The sequence below is a fragment of the Cupriavidus taiwanensis genome (assembly GCF_900250115.1).
Lineage (GTDB): Bacteria > Pseudomonadota > Gammaproteobacteria > Burkholderiales > Burkholderiaceae > Cupriavidus > Cupriavidus taiwanensis_B.
Genome location: NZ_LT984803.1, coordinates 2,624,128 through 2,639,536, shown reverse-complemented (window position 1 = coordinate 2,639,536; position 15,409 = coordinate 2,624,128). Strand labels below are relative to the sequence as shown.

Genomic DNA, 15,409 nt, shown 5'->3' with positions numbered 1-15,409 from the left:
CCGCGGGCCGCTCGGCAGCACAAAATACCCTGAGCGCGGGGCAGGGCACCGCCGGATGTAGGACAGACTCCGAAAATTGTGTCCATCCGTGATAATGCGGCGATTATACCGCCCGGGCCCGCCGCAATCCGGCAAAATAGCTGCCTTTGGGGCGTCGCACTGGCCAGCTGGCTAGGTGTGGCGCGGACGACAAGCAACTCAGGACCCTACATGCAAATCGATCCTTCCATCTTTAAAGCCTATGACATTCGCGGCATCGTGGGCAAAACGCTCACCCGCGACGTCGCGCGCCAGATCGGCTTGTCGTTCGGCTCCGCCGCCGTCGAGCTTGGCGAGACTTCGATCGCCGTCGGCCGCGACGGGCGGTTGTCGGGCCCGGACCTGATCGGTGGCCTGGTCGAGGGCCTGCGCGCCACCGGGCTCGATGTGCTCGACCTTGGCATGGTCGCGACCCCAATGGTCTATTTCGCCACCAATATCGAGATCGACGGCGTACGGCCCACTTCCGGCATCATGGTCACCGGCAGCCATAACCCGCCCGACTACAACGGCTTCAAGATGGTGCTGGCGGGCCGGGCGATCTACGGCGAGCAGATCCAGGAACTGCGCAAGCGCATTGACGCCGGCGCGTTCACGCATGGCGCCGGTGCGTACAAGGAAGTCGATGTGCGCCAGAAGTACCTCGATCGCATCCTGGGCGACGTCAAGCTGTCGCGGCCGATGAAGATCGCGCTCGATGCCGGCAACGGCGTGGCCGGGGCCTTCGTCGGCGACCTGTTCCGCGGCCTGGGCTGTGAGGTGGTCGAACTGTTCTGCGAGGTCGACGGCAACTTCCCCAACCACCATCCCGATCCCGCGCATATCGAAAACCTGCAGGACCTGATGAAGACCCTGCGCGAGACCGACTGCGAGCTGGGCCTGGCCTTCGACGGCGACGGCGACCGCCTGGGCGTGGTGACCAAGGACGGGGAGGTGATCTTCCCGGATCGCCAGCTGATGCTGTTCGCCGAGGAAATCCTGTCGCGCAACCCCGGCGCGCAGGTGATCTACGACGTCAAATGCACCGGCAAGCTGGCGCCATGGATCCGCCAGCACGGCGGCGAGCCGCTGATGTGGAAGACGGGCCATTCGCTGGTGAAGGCCAAGCTGAAGGAAACTGGCGCGCCGATCGCCGGCGAAATGAGCGGCCATGTTTTCTTCAAGGACCGCTGGTACGGCTTTGACGATGGGCTGTACACCGGCGCGCGCTTGCTGGAAATCCTGTCGCGCCACGCGGATCCCAGCGCGGTGCTGAACGCGCTGCCGAACGCCAACAACACCCCTGAACTGCAACTGAAGTGCGCCGAGGGCGAACCCTTCACGCTGCTCGACAAGATCCGCGCCAACGCCCGCTTCGACGGCGCGCGCGAAGTGATCACCATCGACGGCGTGCGGGTGGAATACGCCGACGGCTTTGGCCTGGCGCGTCCGTCCAATACCACGCCGGTGGTGGTGATGCGTTTCGAGGCGGACAACGACGCCGCGCTGGCGCGCATCCAGGCAGAGTTCAAGCGCGTGATCCTCGCCGAGAAGCCGGATGCTCAGCTCCCGTTCTGAGGGCGCGACGGTGCCTGCGGCATCGTCTGACGCGGCCGGTGTGGCACAGCCCATGCCGGCCGCGGTGCCTTTTGCACTGCCGGAGCGGCCGCGCATTCTGCTGGTCAAGGTATCGTCGCTCGGCGATGTGGTGCACAACATGCCGCTGGTGCATGACTTGCGCGCGCGCTGGCCCGGTGCCGAGATCGACTGGGTCGTGGAAGAAGGATACGTGGACCTGGTGCGACTGCTGCCCGAGGTGCGCCGGGTCATCCCGTTTGCGCTGCGGCGCTGGCGCAAGCGGCTGCTGCAGGGCGGCACCTGGCGCGAGATCGGCGCGGTGCGTGACGCCTTGCGCCAGGAGCGCTATGACGCCGTGATCGAAAGCCAGGGCTTGCTGAAGACCGCGGTGGTCGCACGCGTGGCCGCGCGGACGCCAGGCGCGCCGATCATCGGGCTCGGCAATGCCACGCAGGGATCGGGCTATGAGCCTGCGGCGCGGCTGCTCTATACCGACCCGGTGGCCGTGCCGCGCCAGACCCATTCGGTGCGCCGCTCGCGCTTGCTGGGTGCAGCGCTGACGGGTGCCGCGCCGGCGGAGCCGCCACGGTTTTTTGGGGAGGGCGCGCGCACGCTGGCGGTCGACGATCCGCTATGGGCGGAATTGCCGGCACGCTATGCCGTGTGCTTCCATGCGACCGCGGGGGCGCGCAAGAAATGGGCGGAGCAAAACTGGCATGAACTGGGCAGGCGCCTGGATGACGCGGGCCTGGTGATGCTGTTGCCGTGGGGCAATGACAAGGAGCGCCAGGCCGCCGAAGCCATCGCTGCCGGCGTGCCGGGCGCGCGGGTGTTGCCGCGCTTCTCGGTGATGCAGGGTTTTGGCCTGATCAACCGCGCCGAAGTCGTGATCGGCGTGGATACCGGCCTGGTCCATATCGCCGCGGCGCTGTGCCGGCCAACCGTCGAAATCTATACCGCGACCTGGCGCTGGAAGACCGAAGGCTACTGGTCGGAGCGCATTGCCAATGTCGGCGACGACGGCGTGGTGCCGTCGGTCGATGAAGTCTACGAGGCGGCTTGCCGCGTGCGCGGAGTGGCGGCCTGATGTTGCGCCTCCTGTACAGCTTGTTATGGGTGGTGGTGTTGCCGCTGGCGCTGCTGCGCCTGGCCTGGCGCGCGCGCAAGGAGCCAGGCTATCTGCAGCATGTCGGCGAGCGGCTCGGGGCGTATGGCAGCCTGCCGAAGCCGGGGCCGTGGTTATGGGTCCACGCCGTGTCGGTGGGCGAGACCCGCGCGGCCCAGCCGCTGGTCGAGGCGTTGCTGGCCGCGCATCCGCATCACCGGCTGCTGCTGACGCACATGACGCCGACCGGCCGCCAGACCGGCGCGCAGCTGTTCGGCCAGCAGCCGCGCGTGGTCCAGTGCTACCTGCCCTATGACCTGCCATGGCTGGTGCGGCGGTTCATGCGGTATTTCCGGCCGCAGGTGGGCATGCTGATGGAGACCGAGGTGTGGCCGAACCTGGTCCATGGCGCGCGCAAGGCGGGCGTGCCGCTGTACCTGGTCAACGCCCGCCTGTCGCCGCGCAGCTACCGGCGCACGGCGCGCTTCGGCCGCGCCGCGGCGGCGATGTACCGGGACTTTGCCGGCGTGCTGGCACAGACGGCCGGCGACGCCGAGCGCTTTCGCGCACTGGGTGTGCCGGCGGTGCAGATCACCGGCAACCTCAAGTTCGACATGCAGCCCGCGCCGGCCGGCGTGGCGCTGGGCAGGCAGCTGCGCAAGGCCTTCGGCGCGCGCGCGGTGCTGGCGGCGGCCAGTACGCGCGAGGGCGAAGAGGCGATGCTGCTCGACGCCTTCTCGCGCTGGGATTCACTGGCGCCGGGCGTGCCGCGGCCGGCGCTGCTGCTGATCCCGCGCCACCCGCAGCGTTTCGATGAAGTGGCCGCGATGGCGGCGCGCGCCGGGTTTTCGGTCGAACGCCGCAGCAGTCTGGATCTCGAGCGCGAGCGGTCGCCGCTGACGGCCGATCTCGTGCTTGGCGATTCGATGGGCGAGATGGCAATGTACTTTGCCGCGTCGGACCTGGCGTTTATCGGCGGCAGCCTGCTGCCGCTGGGCGGGCAGAACCTGATCGAAGCCTGCGCCGCCGGGACCCCGGTGCTGATCGGGCCGCACACCTTCAACTTTGCGCAGGCGACCGAGGATGCGATTGCCGCGGGCGCGTGCCTGCGTGTCGACAATGCCGATGTGCTGATGCGTAGCGCGGCCGGCGTGCTGGCAGATCCGGCGCGCCTGGCGGAGATGCGCGCGCATGCGCAGACCTTCGCGGGGCTGCATCGGGGTGCTACGGTACGCACGCTTGCCGCCGTGGCGCCGGCGCTGGAAGGCTGATCCGCTGCCTATCCCGGCGCCCTGACCAGCGCATCCCACTGCCGGGCAATGCTTTCCAGCGCGAACGCGCCGGCCTTGTGGCGGCCGCTCGCGCCAAGCCGGGCCGCCAGTTCGGGCTGCCGGATCACCGTCAGCAGCGCGCTGGCCAACGCACCGGGGTCGTCCGTGGCGACCACCAGTGCGTCTTCGCCCGGGGCGAGCAGCTCACGGGGTCCGGTCTCGCAATCGGTCGATACGATCGGCAGTCCGAACGCCATGGCTTCGATCAGCACCAGCCCGAATCCCTCGTAGCGCGAACTCAGGCAGAAGACCGATGACTGGCCATAGGTCTGCAACGGATCGTGGCAAACGCCCGGCAAGCTGGCGCTGCCTTGCAGCCCAAGCTCCCGGATCAACGCCATCAGGCGGGGGCGCTCGTCGCCTTCGCCATGGACCACCAGATGCCAGTCCGGCGCTGCCGCTGCCACGGCTTGCCATGCGCGCAGCAACACATCGAATCCCTTGGCCGGCACCAGACGGCCCATCGCAAGCACCGTCTTGCGCGCGCGCGGCGCCGGTGCCGCCGGCATGGGAAACGGCAAGGGGTTTGGCAGGCAGACGACTTCGCTGCGCGGCCGCAGTGCTTCAAGCCAGCGGTGGCGGTCCCGCTCGGTCAGTACCACCACCTGCCGGCAGGATCGCGCCGCCAGCCGGCGCGCCAGCCTGCGTGCCGGCTTGCCCAGGTCCTCGTCGAAGTGGCAGTGCTCCCAGGCGATATGGTGCAGGCCCAGTCCGAGCGTGGCGGGCAGCACGAACAGTTCCAGCATGGTGTCCACCTGCACCAGTACCTCGGTGCGATGCGCGATGCAGTGCCGGCGGATGCCGGCAACGGTGGTGACATAGGCGCGCTTGAAAGAGGGGCGTTGCGCAAACACCGCTTCATGGCGCACCTCAGGGTGCAGCGGAAACCGGCTAGTGGTGTCCCACAGGCTCAGCACGGTGACGTGGTGCCCGAGCCCGGCCAGCGCGTTCGCGATGGTGGCGGTCATGCGTTCCGCGCCGGCCATCGCGTTCAGGGTGCCGGTCAGGAAGCAGATACGACGCCGCGAGTCCGGGTTCAAAGGGCCGCGGGCGCCGGGATCTTGCCTTGGCGCACAATCACGTAGGCAAAGCAAAATGCCATGACCAGGCTATAGAAGGCATTGACCAGCGTCGTGGCGAACATGACTTCGGTCAGCCCGAACACCATGAAGCCGCAGCACAGGGCCAGGCCCATGGCGCTGCCGACACGCGCGCCCCGATCGGTGCCGCGCAGGTAGCGCAGAAAGAATGCGGCGGGCACAAGATAAAGTGCAAGCACCGCCAGCAAGCCTGGCATGCCAAGTGTTGCTGCCGCATGCAGCAGCTCGTTGTGGGAGTGCGGCATGGTGGCGGCCAGCGGCGTGATGACGCGCTCGGCGGCAAGGGTCTGCAAGCTTCCCTCGAAATGTTCCGGCCCCACGCCGGTCCACGGGTGTGCCTGGATCAGTTCCAGCGACGCGCGCCACAACTGCAACCGGATTCCGATCGAGGTATCCGACGTTACATGCTGAACAGATTGAGACAGTTCCGATACAACCGCGGCCGTCCGCTGCTGCACCAGCGCACTGGTGAACCACCCCAGCGCCATCAGCCCTGCGAGCCCCGCCAGCACTCCCGCCTTGTGCCACCGCTTCAGCCGGCGCGAGGCCGCCAGCGCGATCAGCGCGAGCACCGGGATCGCCAGCCAGCCGCCGCGGGTGCCGCTCATGTATGAGGCGTACAGGCCCGCGAAGCCGGCCAGCAGTTTCAGGCCGGCCAGCCAATGATCGCCGGGGCGGTTCCAGCCGATCGAGATCACGGCGAGCATGCCGGTCAGCAGGGCGAGGTTGCCGAAGGGAATGACATTGGAGAACCCGACATGACTTGGGCGGCCGGCCGCGGCGACTTCGTGCAGCCACAAGGCGGATATCAGCGCACAGGCGACGAAGCCCCACTGGATGTGCTGCATGCCACGCCGGCCCAGTCGCAGCATGCCAGGGACCAGCAGGATGAACAACGCAAAACGCAGATAAAGATAGGGCACATGCGGGTCTTCGGCCCCGGTCAGCAGTTGCTGGAACAGGACGGCCAGCGGCAGCGCCGCCATGGCCAGCATGAAGGGCCAGTACCGGCGCAGGATCAGGCCATATTCGGCCAGGCCGGCGCGGCCGCCGGCAGCCATGACGATCACGCTCCATCCCAGCAACAGCCCGTAGCAGGTATTGCTGAGCGACGGCTTGACAAACATCAGCGCTGGAAACGCAGCCAGGACAACACAGGCGCTCAGGTAAAGAGCTTTGTCGATCCCCAACGGTAGGGACCCTTGCAATCTCGTCATCAAGAGCATGGAGAAAGGTTCCGGAGGAAGGTTGGTGCATGGGAGATGCGTGCCGTTCCGTCCGTCTTATTATTGTCGCCGTCTCCTGAGGAGCGGTGCCCTGCGCCGGCATAGCGGCTCGGGGCGAAGCGATTATATCGGATGGCTACGGTGGCATTTCCAGGAGTTCCGCATCCTAGCCCGGTAGGCGTGCTGCCCCGTTACAGGATGTATGTGGCGAACAGGGCGCTTCGAGGGCGCCTTGCCGGAGCGGCTTGCTAAACTGAAGGTCTATGGCCGGGTGCATTTTCCGGCATGCCAATGGTCAGATCCGTTTGTCACACACATCGATGACGTCGATACGGGCGCCTCGGGCCGCCCTCAACAGGAGTTTTCATGCACAGCCGTAACCGCCTGACTTCCTTCGCGCCAGCTGGCCGCTGCGCGGCCGCCTTGCTGGTCGCCGCCGTGCTCGGCGCCTGCACCACCGCGACCGCGCCCAGCCTGCCTTCGGCCGGCACCAACCTGAACCAGACCCAGCCGTCGGGCCCAAGCCGCTGGGAACTGGTGCGATGGCAGCAGCCTGATGGGTCGCTGCGCGAGATCCCGCACGGCGACAATGGCCAGCCGGTCATTTTCGAGTTCAACGAGGGCATCGATGCGGCGCAGGGCACGGTCAGCGGCACCAGCGGCTGCAACCGCTTCACCGGCAGCTATGGCAAGACCGAGACCGGCATCCGCTTCGACCGCATCGCCGGCACGCGCATGGCTTGCCCGCCGCCGCGCATGGCGCTGGAGTCGGCGCTGCTGAAGGCGATGCAGACGCCGTTCGCCACCGTGGGCACGCAGCCCTCGGCGGCCAGTACCGGCCGGCAGATCATCTGGAAGACCGTCGACGGCGACCTGCTGCAGTTCGTCGAGCGCGAGGGCGTGGGCAAGCGCGGTGCGCGCGTCGAGGCCGCGGGCGTGGAGAAGACGGTCTATATCGACTCGCAGCGCGTGGAATGCACGGGCGTTGGCAAGATGACGTGCTACCGCTGGCGCGAGTCGCCAGACGCGCCGTGGCAGCTCTGGTATGGGCCGATCGAGGGGCTGGATTTCGAGCCGGGCGTGTCGTACAAGCTGCGCGTGCGCGAATACCAGGTGCCGAACCCGCCGGCGGATGCGTCGGCCATCCGCTGGCAGGTGCTGAACGTGGAGTCGCGCACGCGGGCGAAGTAGGCATGCGTGGTTTGCTCCCTCTCCCGCTTGCGGGAGAGGGTCGGGGTGAGGGCCGGCGCTTCGACGAAGTGACGGGCGTCGGTATTGCCGGCGCCTGCCCTCACCCCCGGCCCCTCTCCCGCAGGCGGACGAGGGGAGCACCCAAGCGGGAACTCAAAATCCGGCGATCTGCGCCTTCGCTCAGGAGCGCGGTTTGCGGCTCGCCGCCGCGTCGCGCCGGTCCGCCGTCGCAGCCGGCTTTGCCTGCGCCTTGGCCTCCGCCTGTGCCGGCACCGGCAGCTTGTACAGCGCGCCCGGCGACGAGGTCAGCAGGGTGTTGATCTGCACCACGTCCGCTTCCTGCAGCACGGCGGTGGAGGCCTTCAGCCGCAGGCCGTTCATGATGGTGTCGTAGCGGGCCTTGGCGAGGTCGCGGCGGGTGGAGAACAGTTGCGCTTCGGCGTTGAGCACATCGATATTGATGCGCACCCCCACTTCATAGCCGAGCTGGTTGGATTCCACCGCGCTGGTGGCCGAGCGTTCGGCCGCCTCCAGCGCCTTGACCTGCGCCAGGCCGTTGGAGACGCCGGAATAGGTCTGGCGCGCGGTCTGCGCGGCGGTGCGGCGGGCGAATTCGAGGTCGCTGGCGGCCTTGTCGGCCAGCGCCAGGGTCTCGCGCACGCGCGACTGGATCTGGCCGCCGGCGAAGATCGGCAGGGTCAGCTGCACGCCGATCTGCGACGCGTTGTAGTGCGTCGAGATGGCCTGCGTGGCGCTGCCGGTCTGGTTGTTGAAGCCGTACGAGGCCACCAGGTCGACCGACGGCAGATGCCCGGCCTTGGCCTTGTTGGTCTCGCGCTGCGCGGTTTCCAGGTTGTAGCTGGCCAGGTTGACCTGCAGGTTGCTGGTCTCGGCCTGCGCCGCCCAGGCGTTGACGTCGGGCGGCTGCGGGCCGGGGATGGGCGCTTCGGGGCGCAGGCCCAGCAGCTCGTCGACCGGCTTGCCGGTAATCTGCTGCAGCGTCGCGCGCTTGATCTCCAGGTCGCTCTGCGCAGCGATCTCGGTCGAGGTGGCCAGGTCGAAGCGGGCCTGGGCGTCGTTGGCATCGACGATGGTGGCGGTGCCGACCTCGAAATTGCGCCTGGCCTGTTCCAGCTGCTCGGCGATGGCCTTCTTCTGCGCGCGCGCGAGATAGAGGTTGTCCTGCGCAGCCAGCACGTCGAAGTAGGCCTGCGCGCTGCGCGTGATCAGGTCGAGCTCGGCCTGGTGGAACGTGACTTCGCCCGCCTGCGCGGCCAGCTCGCCCTGCTTGTAGGTTTCCCAGCGGTCCCAGCGGAACAGCGGCTGGCTCAGTTGCAGCTGCCAGTTGTTGTTGTTGAAGAAACGCGTGCCGGAGGCGCTGGGCGCGCCGCCGATCGGCAGCGACGCGGTCTGGTCCAGCTTGGTGCGGTTGGCGCCGCCGGTGCCCACCACCTGCGGCAGCAGGCCCGCGCGGCCCTGCGGCAGCTTCTCGCGCGTGGCCAGCAGCTGCGCGCGCGCGCTGGCGAACTGGGAGTCATTGGCTTGCGCACGCATAGACCTCCAGGTCGGCGCGCGGCCGGTGTCGCGGGCGCTGCTGCCGCGTCAGTACTTCGGCATCCCGGGGTCGACCTGGCTGGCCCAGGCGTCGACGCCCCCGGTCAGGTTGTAGACCTTGCCGTAGCCCTGGCGCTCCAGGTAGGCCGCCACCTGCATGCTGCGGGCGCCGTGATGGCAGATGCAGACGATGTCGGCGTCTTCGTCGAGTTCGGCGGCGCGCGCCGGATATCGCGCATCGGGATGTGGGTGATGCCGGGCAGGGCGCAGGTCTGCACCTCCCAGCCTTCACGCACGTCGAGCAGGACCGGCCTGGCGCGGCTGGCATCGGCCAGCCACCGGGCCAGTTCGGTCGCTTGGATGACCTGCATGGCGGTATGTCCTCAGAACTGGAATTGCGACGGCCGGGCCGCGCCCTGCAGGGGCTTGACCGCGGTCTCGAACAGGTTGACGACCTGGTACTCGGTCTCGGTTACGCGCGTGACCAGGCGCGCTTCCATTACCGGCAGCTCGCCGACGAAGGCGGCGATGCGCCCGCCCACCTTCACCTGCGCCAGGATCGACGGCGGGATCGCCGGCAGCGAGCCGGAGATGCAGATCACGTCGTAGGGCGCGGCGGCGGCCCAGCCGTCGGCGGCATTGCCTTCGGCGACGTCGACGTTGGTGACGCCGGCGTTGGCCAGGTTGGCGCGGGCCAGCTCGACCAGCTCGGGCACGATGTCGACGCTCAGCACATGGCGGGCGCGGTTGGCCAGCAGCGCAGCCATGTAGCCGAAGCCGGCGCCGATTTCCAGCACGGTCTCATGCTTGCGCACGGCCAGGTCCTGCAGGATGCGGGCTTCGACGCGCGGCGCCAGCATGTTCTGCCCGGCGGGCAGCGGAATTTCCATGTCGACGAACGCCAGCGAGGCGTACGCGGGCGGGACGAACTGCTCCCGCTTGACCACCGCCAGCAGGTCCAGGATTTCCTGGTCCAGCACGTCCCACGGGCGGATTTGCTGTTCGATCATGTTGAATCGGGCTTTTTCGAGGTCCATCTTGCCATTCCTTACCAATGCCAACCGCTGTCGGTCTGTGTGCCGGCCGCGCGGTGCCACGGCCGGACAGTCTTATCAAACCCGTTATTTTAACCTTGCGGGCGGCTCCGGGCTCATTCGGCGCTGGCTCCGCCGGGGGCCGCATGGTCGCCCGCCGCGGGCCGGCCGGTCCCGCCCGGCACCGGGCCTGCTGCGGGCGCTGTCGTCCCGTTACGCGGCTTGCCCAGCCACAGCCGGTGCAGCCACGCGCCGAAATCATCGAGGTACGTATAGATTACCGGCACCACCACCAGCGTCAGGATCGACGACGTGATGATGCCGCCGATCACGGTCTGCCCCATCGGCGCGCGCTGCTCCGCGCCCTCGCCCAGGCTGAAGGCCAGCGGCACCATGCCGAAGATCATCGCCAGCGTCGTCATCAGGATCGGGCGCAGGCGCACGCGCGCGGCTTCGACCAGCGCGGCCTCTCGCGACAGCGGCGCGCGCCCGTAGGTGCCGTCCACATCGCCCGCGCGCGCCTGGTTGGCGAAGTCCACCAGCAGGATCGCATTCTTGGTCACCAGCCCCATCAGCATGATGAAACCGATGATCGAGAACATGTTCAGGGTCGAGCGAACAGCAGCAGCGCCGCGAACACGCCGGCCAGCGTCAGCGCAGCGAGGTCATGATGGCGACCGCTGAAGAAGCTGGCGAACTGCGAAGCCAGGATCATGTAGATGAAGATCACCGCCAGCGCCAGCGCCGACACGGCGTAGCCGAACGACTCTTCATCGACTTGGTCGAGCCGCCGAAGCGGTACTTGTAGCCGGCCGCCAGTTGACCCCATCCAGCGCGCCTTGACGTCGCGCGCGACTTCGCCAGCCGAGCGCCCGGCCACGTTGGCGGTCAGCTCGACCTCCGGTTCAGGTCCGCCGGCTGATCTGGTTGGCGCCGGTGGTCGCACCAGCTCGGCGATCTGGCGCGCGCACCATCCTGGCGAGCCATCGGCGTTGTATGGCTGCTGGCGATCATCAGCGCGCTGAGGTCGGCCATGCCGGTGCGCGCGTCCTTCGGCAGGCGCACGCGCACGTCATAGTTCTCGTCATCCGGCGCGCGCCAGAGCTGATGGCATTCCGCCAGCAGCGGCGCAGCGCGTTGCCGATCTGCGCCACGCCCACGCCCAGGTCGGAGCCAGCTCGCGCCGGATGCGACTCGATGGTGGGCGGTCGTCCTTCATGCTCGAATCCAGTCGGTCAGCCGGGGATCGCCGCCATGCGCGCGCTGGCTTCGCGCGACAGGCCCGCAGTTCGTCGAGGTCGTCGCCCTGGATTGATACCTGGATCGCCTTTTGCCCGCCGCGCCATCGGGCATCCGACCATGGTCAGCGTGATGCCGGCGATGCCGGCCAGGCGCTGTCGATCAGCGGGTTGAGCTGCGCTGTCAGGGTGCGCGCGCGCCGCTCGTCAGGCCACCGAACCCAGCGCGTTGTTGCGCCGAGTGTTGCCCGAGTTGATGTGCGTAGTGTACCACTTCCGGGAAGCCTTCACGCGGCTTCGACCTGCCGCACCTTGCTTCGGTGACGTCGAGCGAGGTCCGACCGGCTGTGAGCCGACCTGGGTTTCGCCAGGTCGCATTGGGCACGAACTCGGTGCCGATCAGCGGCACCAGCGCAAAGCTGCCGAAGAAGGTCGCGACGCGATGACGCGGTCGCCAGGCGGTGCTTCAGCGCCCAGCCCAGCATGCCGGCTAGCCGTCGCCGAGCCGGTCCATCCTGGCCGAGAACCAGTCCAGCAGCCGCCCACCGTCGCCCGTACCAGCTGGCCTTGTTGCCGTACCGTGCAGGTCGGGGTCATGCCAGACGAGGACAGCATCGGTCCAGCGTGAACGAGACGAACATCGAGATCAGCACCGCCGCCACCACGGTGATGCCGAACTGGTGGAAGAAGCGCCCGATGATGCCGCCCATGAAGCCCACCGCAGGAACACCGCGACGATCGAGAAGGTGGTGGCCAGCACCGCCAGCCCGATCTCGTTGGTGCCGTCCAGCGCCGCGCTGCGGTGGTCCTGCCCATCAGGTTGTGGCGCACGATGTTCTCGCACCACGATGGCATCGTCGATCAGCAGGCCCACGCACAGCGACACGCCATCAGCGTGATCACGAGGTGAAGCCGCACAGGTAATCACGCCGAAGGTGCCGATCAGCGCGATCGGCAGCGTCAGCCGGTAATCACCGTGCTGCGCCACGAGCCGAGAAACAGAACACGATCGCCACGCGTCAGGAAGGCGCCTTCCAGCAAGTCGAGCGCACTTCCTTCACGCTGCTGCGGATGCGCGCGCGGTGTCGTTGACCACATTCAGCTGCACGCCGGCGGGCACCAGCTTGCGCACTTCGTCGGTCATGCGCACCAGGCCGTCGACGGTATCGACCGTGTTCTGGCCCTGCGCCTTCACCACCGACAGGAACAGCGCGCGCTTGCCGTCGAGCAGCCAGGCTTTCCTGTTCTTCCTGGCCGTCGCGCACGTCGGCGATCTCGCCAGCGTCACCGGCTGGCCGGCGCGGCGCGCGACGATGATCTGCCGGAACGCATCCGGCGTGGCACGCGGCCCTTGATCTGCACCACGGTCTCGGTCGCGCGGAACGCAGTTCGCCCGCGGGCAATTCCTGGTTCTCGTTGCGGATCGCGTTCATCACCTGTCGACGCCGATGCCCAGCGCTTCCAGCTGCGCCGGACGATGCGGATCTCGACCTCGCCTGGTGCCGCGACGAGATTGATCGCGCCCACGCGCGTACGGTTTCCAGCCGCTTGCGCACGATCTGGTCGGCGATGGTGGTCAGCTCGCGCTGGCTGCGCCGGCGCCCGGCGCGTTGGACACCGACAGAAGATCGGCGCGTCGGACGGTCATAGCGCAGCACGCGCGGTTCCTTGACCTCGTCGCGAACTGCGGCGGATCAGCGCGATCTTGTCGCGCACGTCCTCGCGGCCTGGCCGACATCGACGCTCAGTCGAACTTGATCACGACGACCGAAGTGCCCTGGTAGGAGTGCGAAAAGATCTCGTCGATGCCGGAGATGGTATTGACGATCTCCTCGACCTTGCGCTGACGTCGGACTCGACCGACTCCGGCGCGCGCCCGGGTATTCGGTCTGCACCACCACCACCGAAGGTGATGTCCGGGAACTGGTCAACCGGCAGCCGCTGGTACAGAATAGCCCCACCACGATGAAGGCCATCATCATCATGGTGGCCAGCACCGGATTGCGGATCGACAGGCGGGTGAACCACATGGCGCGCGTCCTGGGTACCGTCAGGCCTGACGCGCCTGACCTGGCTGCCGCTGCGCAGCGTGCCCAGGTTGTTGCGCACGATCTCGGCGCCGCGTCGAGGCCGGCGACGATTTCGACCATCCGCCGGCTTCGTCGCGCAGGCCGAGTTGCACCGGGCGTTCCGCCAGCGTGTCGCGCTCGATGCATAGACGAAGGCGCGCTCGCCCTCGGTGCGCACCGCCGACACCGGCACCGCCACCACCGCGGCGCGCTGGCCCAGCACCAGCGCGCCGCGCGCGAACATGCCGGCGCGCAGTTTCTGTCGGCATGTCGACGCGCACATAGACCATGATGCTGCGCGTGCCCTCGCTGACCGCCGGGTTGATGCGCACCAGCTTGCCGGCAAAGCGGCCGGCGCCTTCCACTTCCAGCGCCACCGGCTGGCCCACCGCGGCGCGCGCCACCTCGGCCATCGGGATCGGCGCTTCCAGCTCCAGAACGCGCAGGTCGACCACATCGACCAGGCGCGTATCCGGCGACACCTTCTCGCCCGGCTGCACCGCGCGCGCGGCCACCATGCCGTCGAGCGGGGCCTTGACCACGGTGTCGGCCAGCGCCTTCTGCGCCACCGCCAGCCCGCCCTGGGCGGCGTCGAGGTTGGCGCGAGCCACAGCCAGGTCGGACTGGTACTTGTCGAAGGCGGTCTGCGAGATAAAGCCCTTGCCGACCAGCTCGCGGTTGCGTTCCCAGGTCTGGCGCGAATTCTCGAACTGGCCGCGCGCCGCCAGCATCTGCCCGCGCGCCTGCGCGGCCCGGGCTTCGTATTCGGTCGGGTCGATGCGCACGATCACCTGGCCGGCGCGCACCGGTTCGCCCTCGCGCACCAGCACCTGCTTCACCTCGCCCGAGACCTTGGCCTTGACCGAGGCCTGGTTCAGCGCGCGCAGGCTGCCCGACAGCGGCAGCGACAGCTGCAGGTCCTGGCGCGCCACGCGAACGAGGTCAGTCTGCAGGAACTCGACGATATTGGCGGCCGCAGCGGCCACCTGCGGCTGGCGCGCGCTGCCGGCCTTGCGCACGGCCACCGTGGCGCTCAGCGCCAGGGCCAGGCAGGCGGTGGTGATCAGCAGGGTCTTTCGCTTCATGTCGGGGTGCCGGGTCGCGGCGCGGAAGGGGCGGGCGTGGCGTCGACAGCCATCGCGGCGGCGCGTTGCGCCAGCATCTCGTCGCGGATCACTTCCCAGATATAGGGGCCGTGCTGCGGCGGCAGCGGCCGGTCGCGCGCTGCGCCAGCGGTCAGCCCGAACAGCAGCGTGTCGAGCAGGCCGTCGAGGAAGGCCTCGGGGTCGATGTCCTTCTCGGCGGTGGCGCGCAGCGCGCGCTGCCACATCATCAGAAACACCAGCGGCGCGCAGATCAGCTCGGGGTGGTGGTGGGGTTGGCCGGCAGCGCGCGGAACTCGCCGCGCGCCACGCCGCGCGCCAGCACCTTGGCGAACAGCTCGTCGCCCGGCACCATCACTTCCTGGTTATAGAAGCGGGCGATATCCGGGAAGTTGGCCGACTCCGCCATGATCAGCTTGGTCAGCCCCGCCACCGGCGTGGCGCCGATCAGGCCCCACCAGCCGCGCAGCAGCTCGCGCAGCAGCTCGGGCGTGCTGCCCTGGTAGGCGTCGACCAGGTCGGCGCCGCGCGCCAGTGCCGGCACCAGGTTCTCGCGCACCACCGACTTGAACAGCTCTTCCTTGTTGGCGAAGTACAGGTAGACCGTGCCCTTGGACACGCCGGCCGCCGCCGCCACGTCTTCCAGCCGCGTGCCGGCATAACCGCGCTCGACGAACAGGTCCAGCGCCGCCGCCACCAGCTCCTGCGGCCGCGCCGCCTTGCGCCGGCTCCAGCGGGGGCTGTCGGCGTCCTTGTGCGGGTCGGCGGGTGGCTTGGTCACGGCGGGTTTGCGAAGACTGCGGGGCACGGAGGGGCGCGTTGAAAAGTTAATAACTTGTGGGTCAGTAATGTAGATGAGGCC

General features: G+C 68.3%; 11 protein-coding genes and 4 pseudogenes. 4 read left to right on the top strand and 11 right to left on the bottom strand.

Translation table 11 applies throughout. The features are described 5' to 3' along the window. The first annotated feature begins 210 nt into the window (after nucleotides 1-210). From CBM2586_RS12340 to waaA, 3 genes are read left to right on the top strand one after another with little or no spacing between them, the layout of a single operon-like run. A complete protein-coding gene (locus CBM2586_RS12340; RefSeq protein ID WP_115661422.1) occupies nucleotides 211-1,596 on the top strand; it encodes a phosphomannomutase/phosphoglucomutase in 1,386 nt (461 codons plus the stop codon). Continuing rightward, complete coding sequence (gene waaC / locus CBM2586_RS12335; RefSeq protein WP_115687777.1) at nucleotides 1,577-2,683, top strand: lipopolysaccharide heptosyltransferase I; 1,107 nt, start codon at nucleotides 1,577-1,579, stop codon at nucleotides 2,681-2,683. The genes CBM2586_RS12340 and waaC overlap by 20 nt, the downstream gene beginning before the upstream one ends. Continuing rightward, nucleotides 2,683-3,972 carry a lipid IV(A) 3-deoxy-D-manno-octulosonic acid transferase gene (gene waaA, locus CBM2586_RS12330; RefSeq protein ID WP_115687775.1) on the top strand — a complete coding sequence of 430 codons (1,290 nt, stop codon included), beginning with the start codon at nucleotides 2,683-2,685 and terminating at the stop codon, nucleotides 3,970-3,972. The genes waaC and waaA overlap by 1 nt, the downstream gene beginning before the upstream one ends. 8 nt (nucleotides 3,973-3,980) lie before the next feature. On the opposite strand, the gene CBM2586_RS12325 is transcribed toward waaA, so the two are convergent. Together CBM2586_RS12325 and CBM2586_RS12320 are read right to left on the bottom strand one after the other, a co-directional pair. Then, the gene (locus CBM2586_RS12325) at nucleotides 3,981-5,072 is read right to left on the bottom strand and encodes a glycosyltransferase family 4 protein (RefSeq protein WP_115687773.1); all 1,092 of its coding nucleotides are present in this window, start codon (nucleotides 5,070-5,072) and stop codon (nucleotides 3,981-3,983) included. After that, complete coding sequence (locus CBM2586_RS12320; RefSeq protein ID WP_115687771.1) at nucleotides 5,069-6,358, bottom strand: O-antigen ligase family protein; 1,290 nt, start codon at nucleotides 6,356-6,358, stop codon at nucleotides 5,069-5,071. The genes CBM2586_RS12325 and CBM2586_RS12320 overlap by 4 nt, the downstream gene beginning before the upstream one ends. A 366-nt stretch (nucleotides 6,359-6,724) precedes the next feature. Here CBM2586_RS12320 and CBM2586_RS12315 point away from each other — a divergent pair, with 366 nt between their 5' ends. Beyond that, entirely contained in the window at nucleotides 6,725-7,549 is an 825-nt protein-coding gene (locus CBM2586_RS12315) for an META and DUF4377 domain-containing protein (protein WP_115687769.1), read from the top strand. Nucleotides 7,550-7,729: 180 nt separating this feature from the next. Here CBM2586_RS12315 and CBM2586_RS12310 read toward each other — a convergent pair whose 3' ends face one another. From CBM2586_RS12310 to CBM2586_RS12285, 9 genes and pseudogenes are all read right to left on the bottom strand, one after another. Beyond that, entirely contained in the window at nucleotides 7,730-9,103 is a 1,374-nt protein-coding gene (locus CBM2586_RS12310; RefSeq protein ID WP_240991471.1) for a TolC family outer membrane protein, read from the bottom strand. A 48-nt stretch (nucleotides 9,104-9,151) separates the two neighbouring features. Continuing rightward, nucleotides 9,152-9,474 (bottom strand): annotated as a pseudogene (locus CBM2586_RS12305) (rhodanese-like domain-containing protein). A gap of 12 nt (nucleotides 9,475-9,486) precedes the next feature. Then, complete coding sequence (locus tag CBM2586_RS12300) at nucleotides 9,487-10,140, bottom strand: protein-L-isoaspartate O-methyltransferase family protein (RefSeq protein WP_115687767.1); 654 nt, start codon at nucleotides 10,138-10,140, stop codon at nucleotides 9,487-9,489. Nucleotides 10,141-10,253: 113 nt separating this feature from the next. Next, nucleotides 10,254-10,739: an efflux RND transporter permease subunit gene (locus CBM2586_RS32075; RefSeq protein WP_240991470.1), complete on the bottom strand. Its 486-nt coding sequence runs from the start codon at nucleotides 10,737-10,739 to the stop codon at nucleotides 10,254-10,256. A gap of 2 nt (nucleotides 10,740-10,741) precedes the next feature. Then, a complete protein-coding gene (locus tag CBM2586_RS32070; RefSeq protein WP_240991469.1) occupies nucleotides 10,742-11,017 on the bottom strand; it encodes a hypothetical protein in 276 nt (91 codons plus the stop codon). 951 nt (nucleotides 11,018-11,968) lie between these two features. After that, a pseudogene (locus tag CBM2586_RS32065) lies at nucleotides 11,969-12,663 on the bottom strand (efflux RND transporter permease subunit). Beyond that, nucleotides 12,660-12,902, bottom strand: a complete 243-nt coding sequence (locus CBM2586_RS32060) for a hypothetical protein (RefSeq protein WP_240991468.1) — start codon at nucleotides 12,900-12,902, stop codon at nucleotides 12,660-12,662. Before CBM2586_RS32060 ends, CBM2586_RS32065 begins: the two are co-directional and overlap by 4 nt. 528 nt (nucleotides 12,903-13,430) lie before the next feature. Beyond that, nucleotides 13,431-14,529 (bottom strand): annotated as a pseudogene (locus CBM2586_RS12290) (efflux RND transporter periplasmic adaptor subunit); the annotation flags it as partial. Further along, a pseudogene (locus tag CBM2586_RS12285) lies at nucleotides 14,526-15,355 on the bottom strand (TetR/AcrR family transcriptional regulator). The pseudogenes CBM2586_RS12290 and CBM2586_RS12285, both read right to left, overlap by 4 nt. Nucleotides 15,356-15,409 lie beyond the last annotated feature (54 nt).

Coding starts and splice junctions, on each gene's coding strand:
- CBM2586_RS12340 (WP_115661422.1), top strand. CDS start 211: ATGCAAATCGATCCTTCCATCTTTAAAGCCTATGACATTCGCGGCATC.
- waaC (WP_115687777.1), top strand. CDS start 1,577: ATGCTCAGCTCCCGTTCTGAGGGCGCGACGGTGCCTGCGGCATCGTCT.
- waaA (WP_115687775.1), top strand. CDS start 2,683: ATGTTGCGCCTCCTGTACAGCTTGTTATGGGTGGTGGTGTTGCCGCTG.
- CBM2586_RS12320 (WP_115687771.1), bottom strand. CDS start 6,358: ATGCTCTTGATGACGAGATTGCAAGGGTCCCTACCGTTGGGGATCGAC.
- CBM2586_RS12315 (WP_115687769.1), top strand. CDS start 6,725: ATGCACAGCCGTAACCGCCTGACTTCCTTCGCGCCAGCTGGCCGCTGC.
- CBM2586_RS12310 (WP_240991471.1), bottom strand. CDS start 9,103: ATGCGTGCGCAAGCCAATGACTCCCAGTTCGCCAGCGCGCGCGCGCAG.
- CBM2586_RS12300 (WP_115687767.1), bottom strand. CDS start 10,140: ATGGACCTCGAAAAAGCCCGATTCAACATGATCGAACAGCAAATCCGC.
- CBM2586_RS32075 (WP_240991470.1), bottom strand. CDS start 10,739: ATGTTCTCGATCATCGGTTTCATCATGCTGATGGGGCTGGTGACCAAG.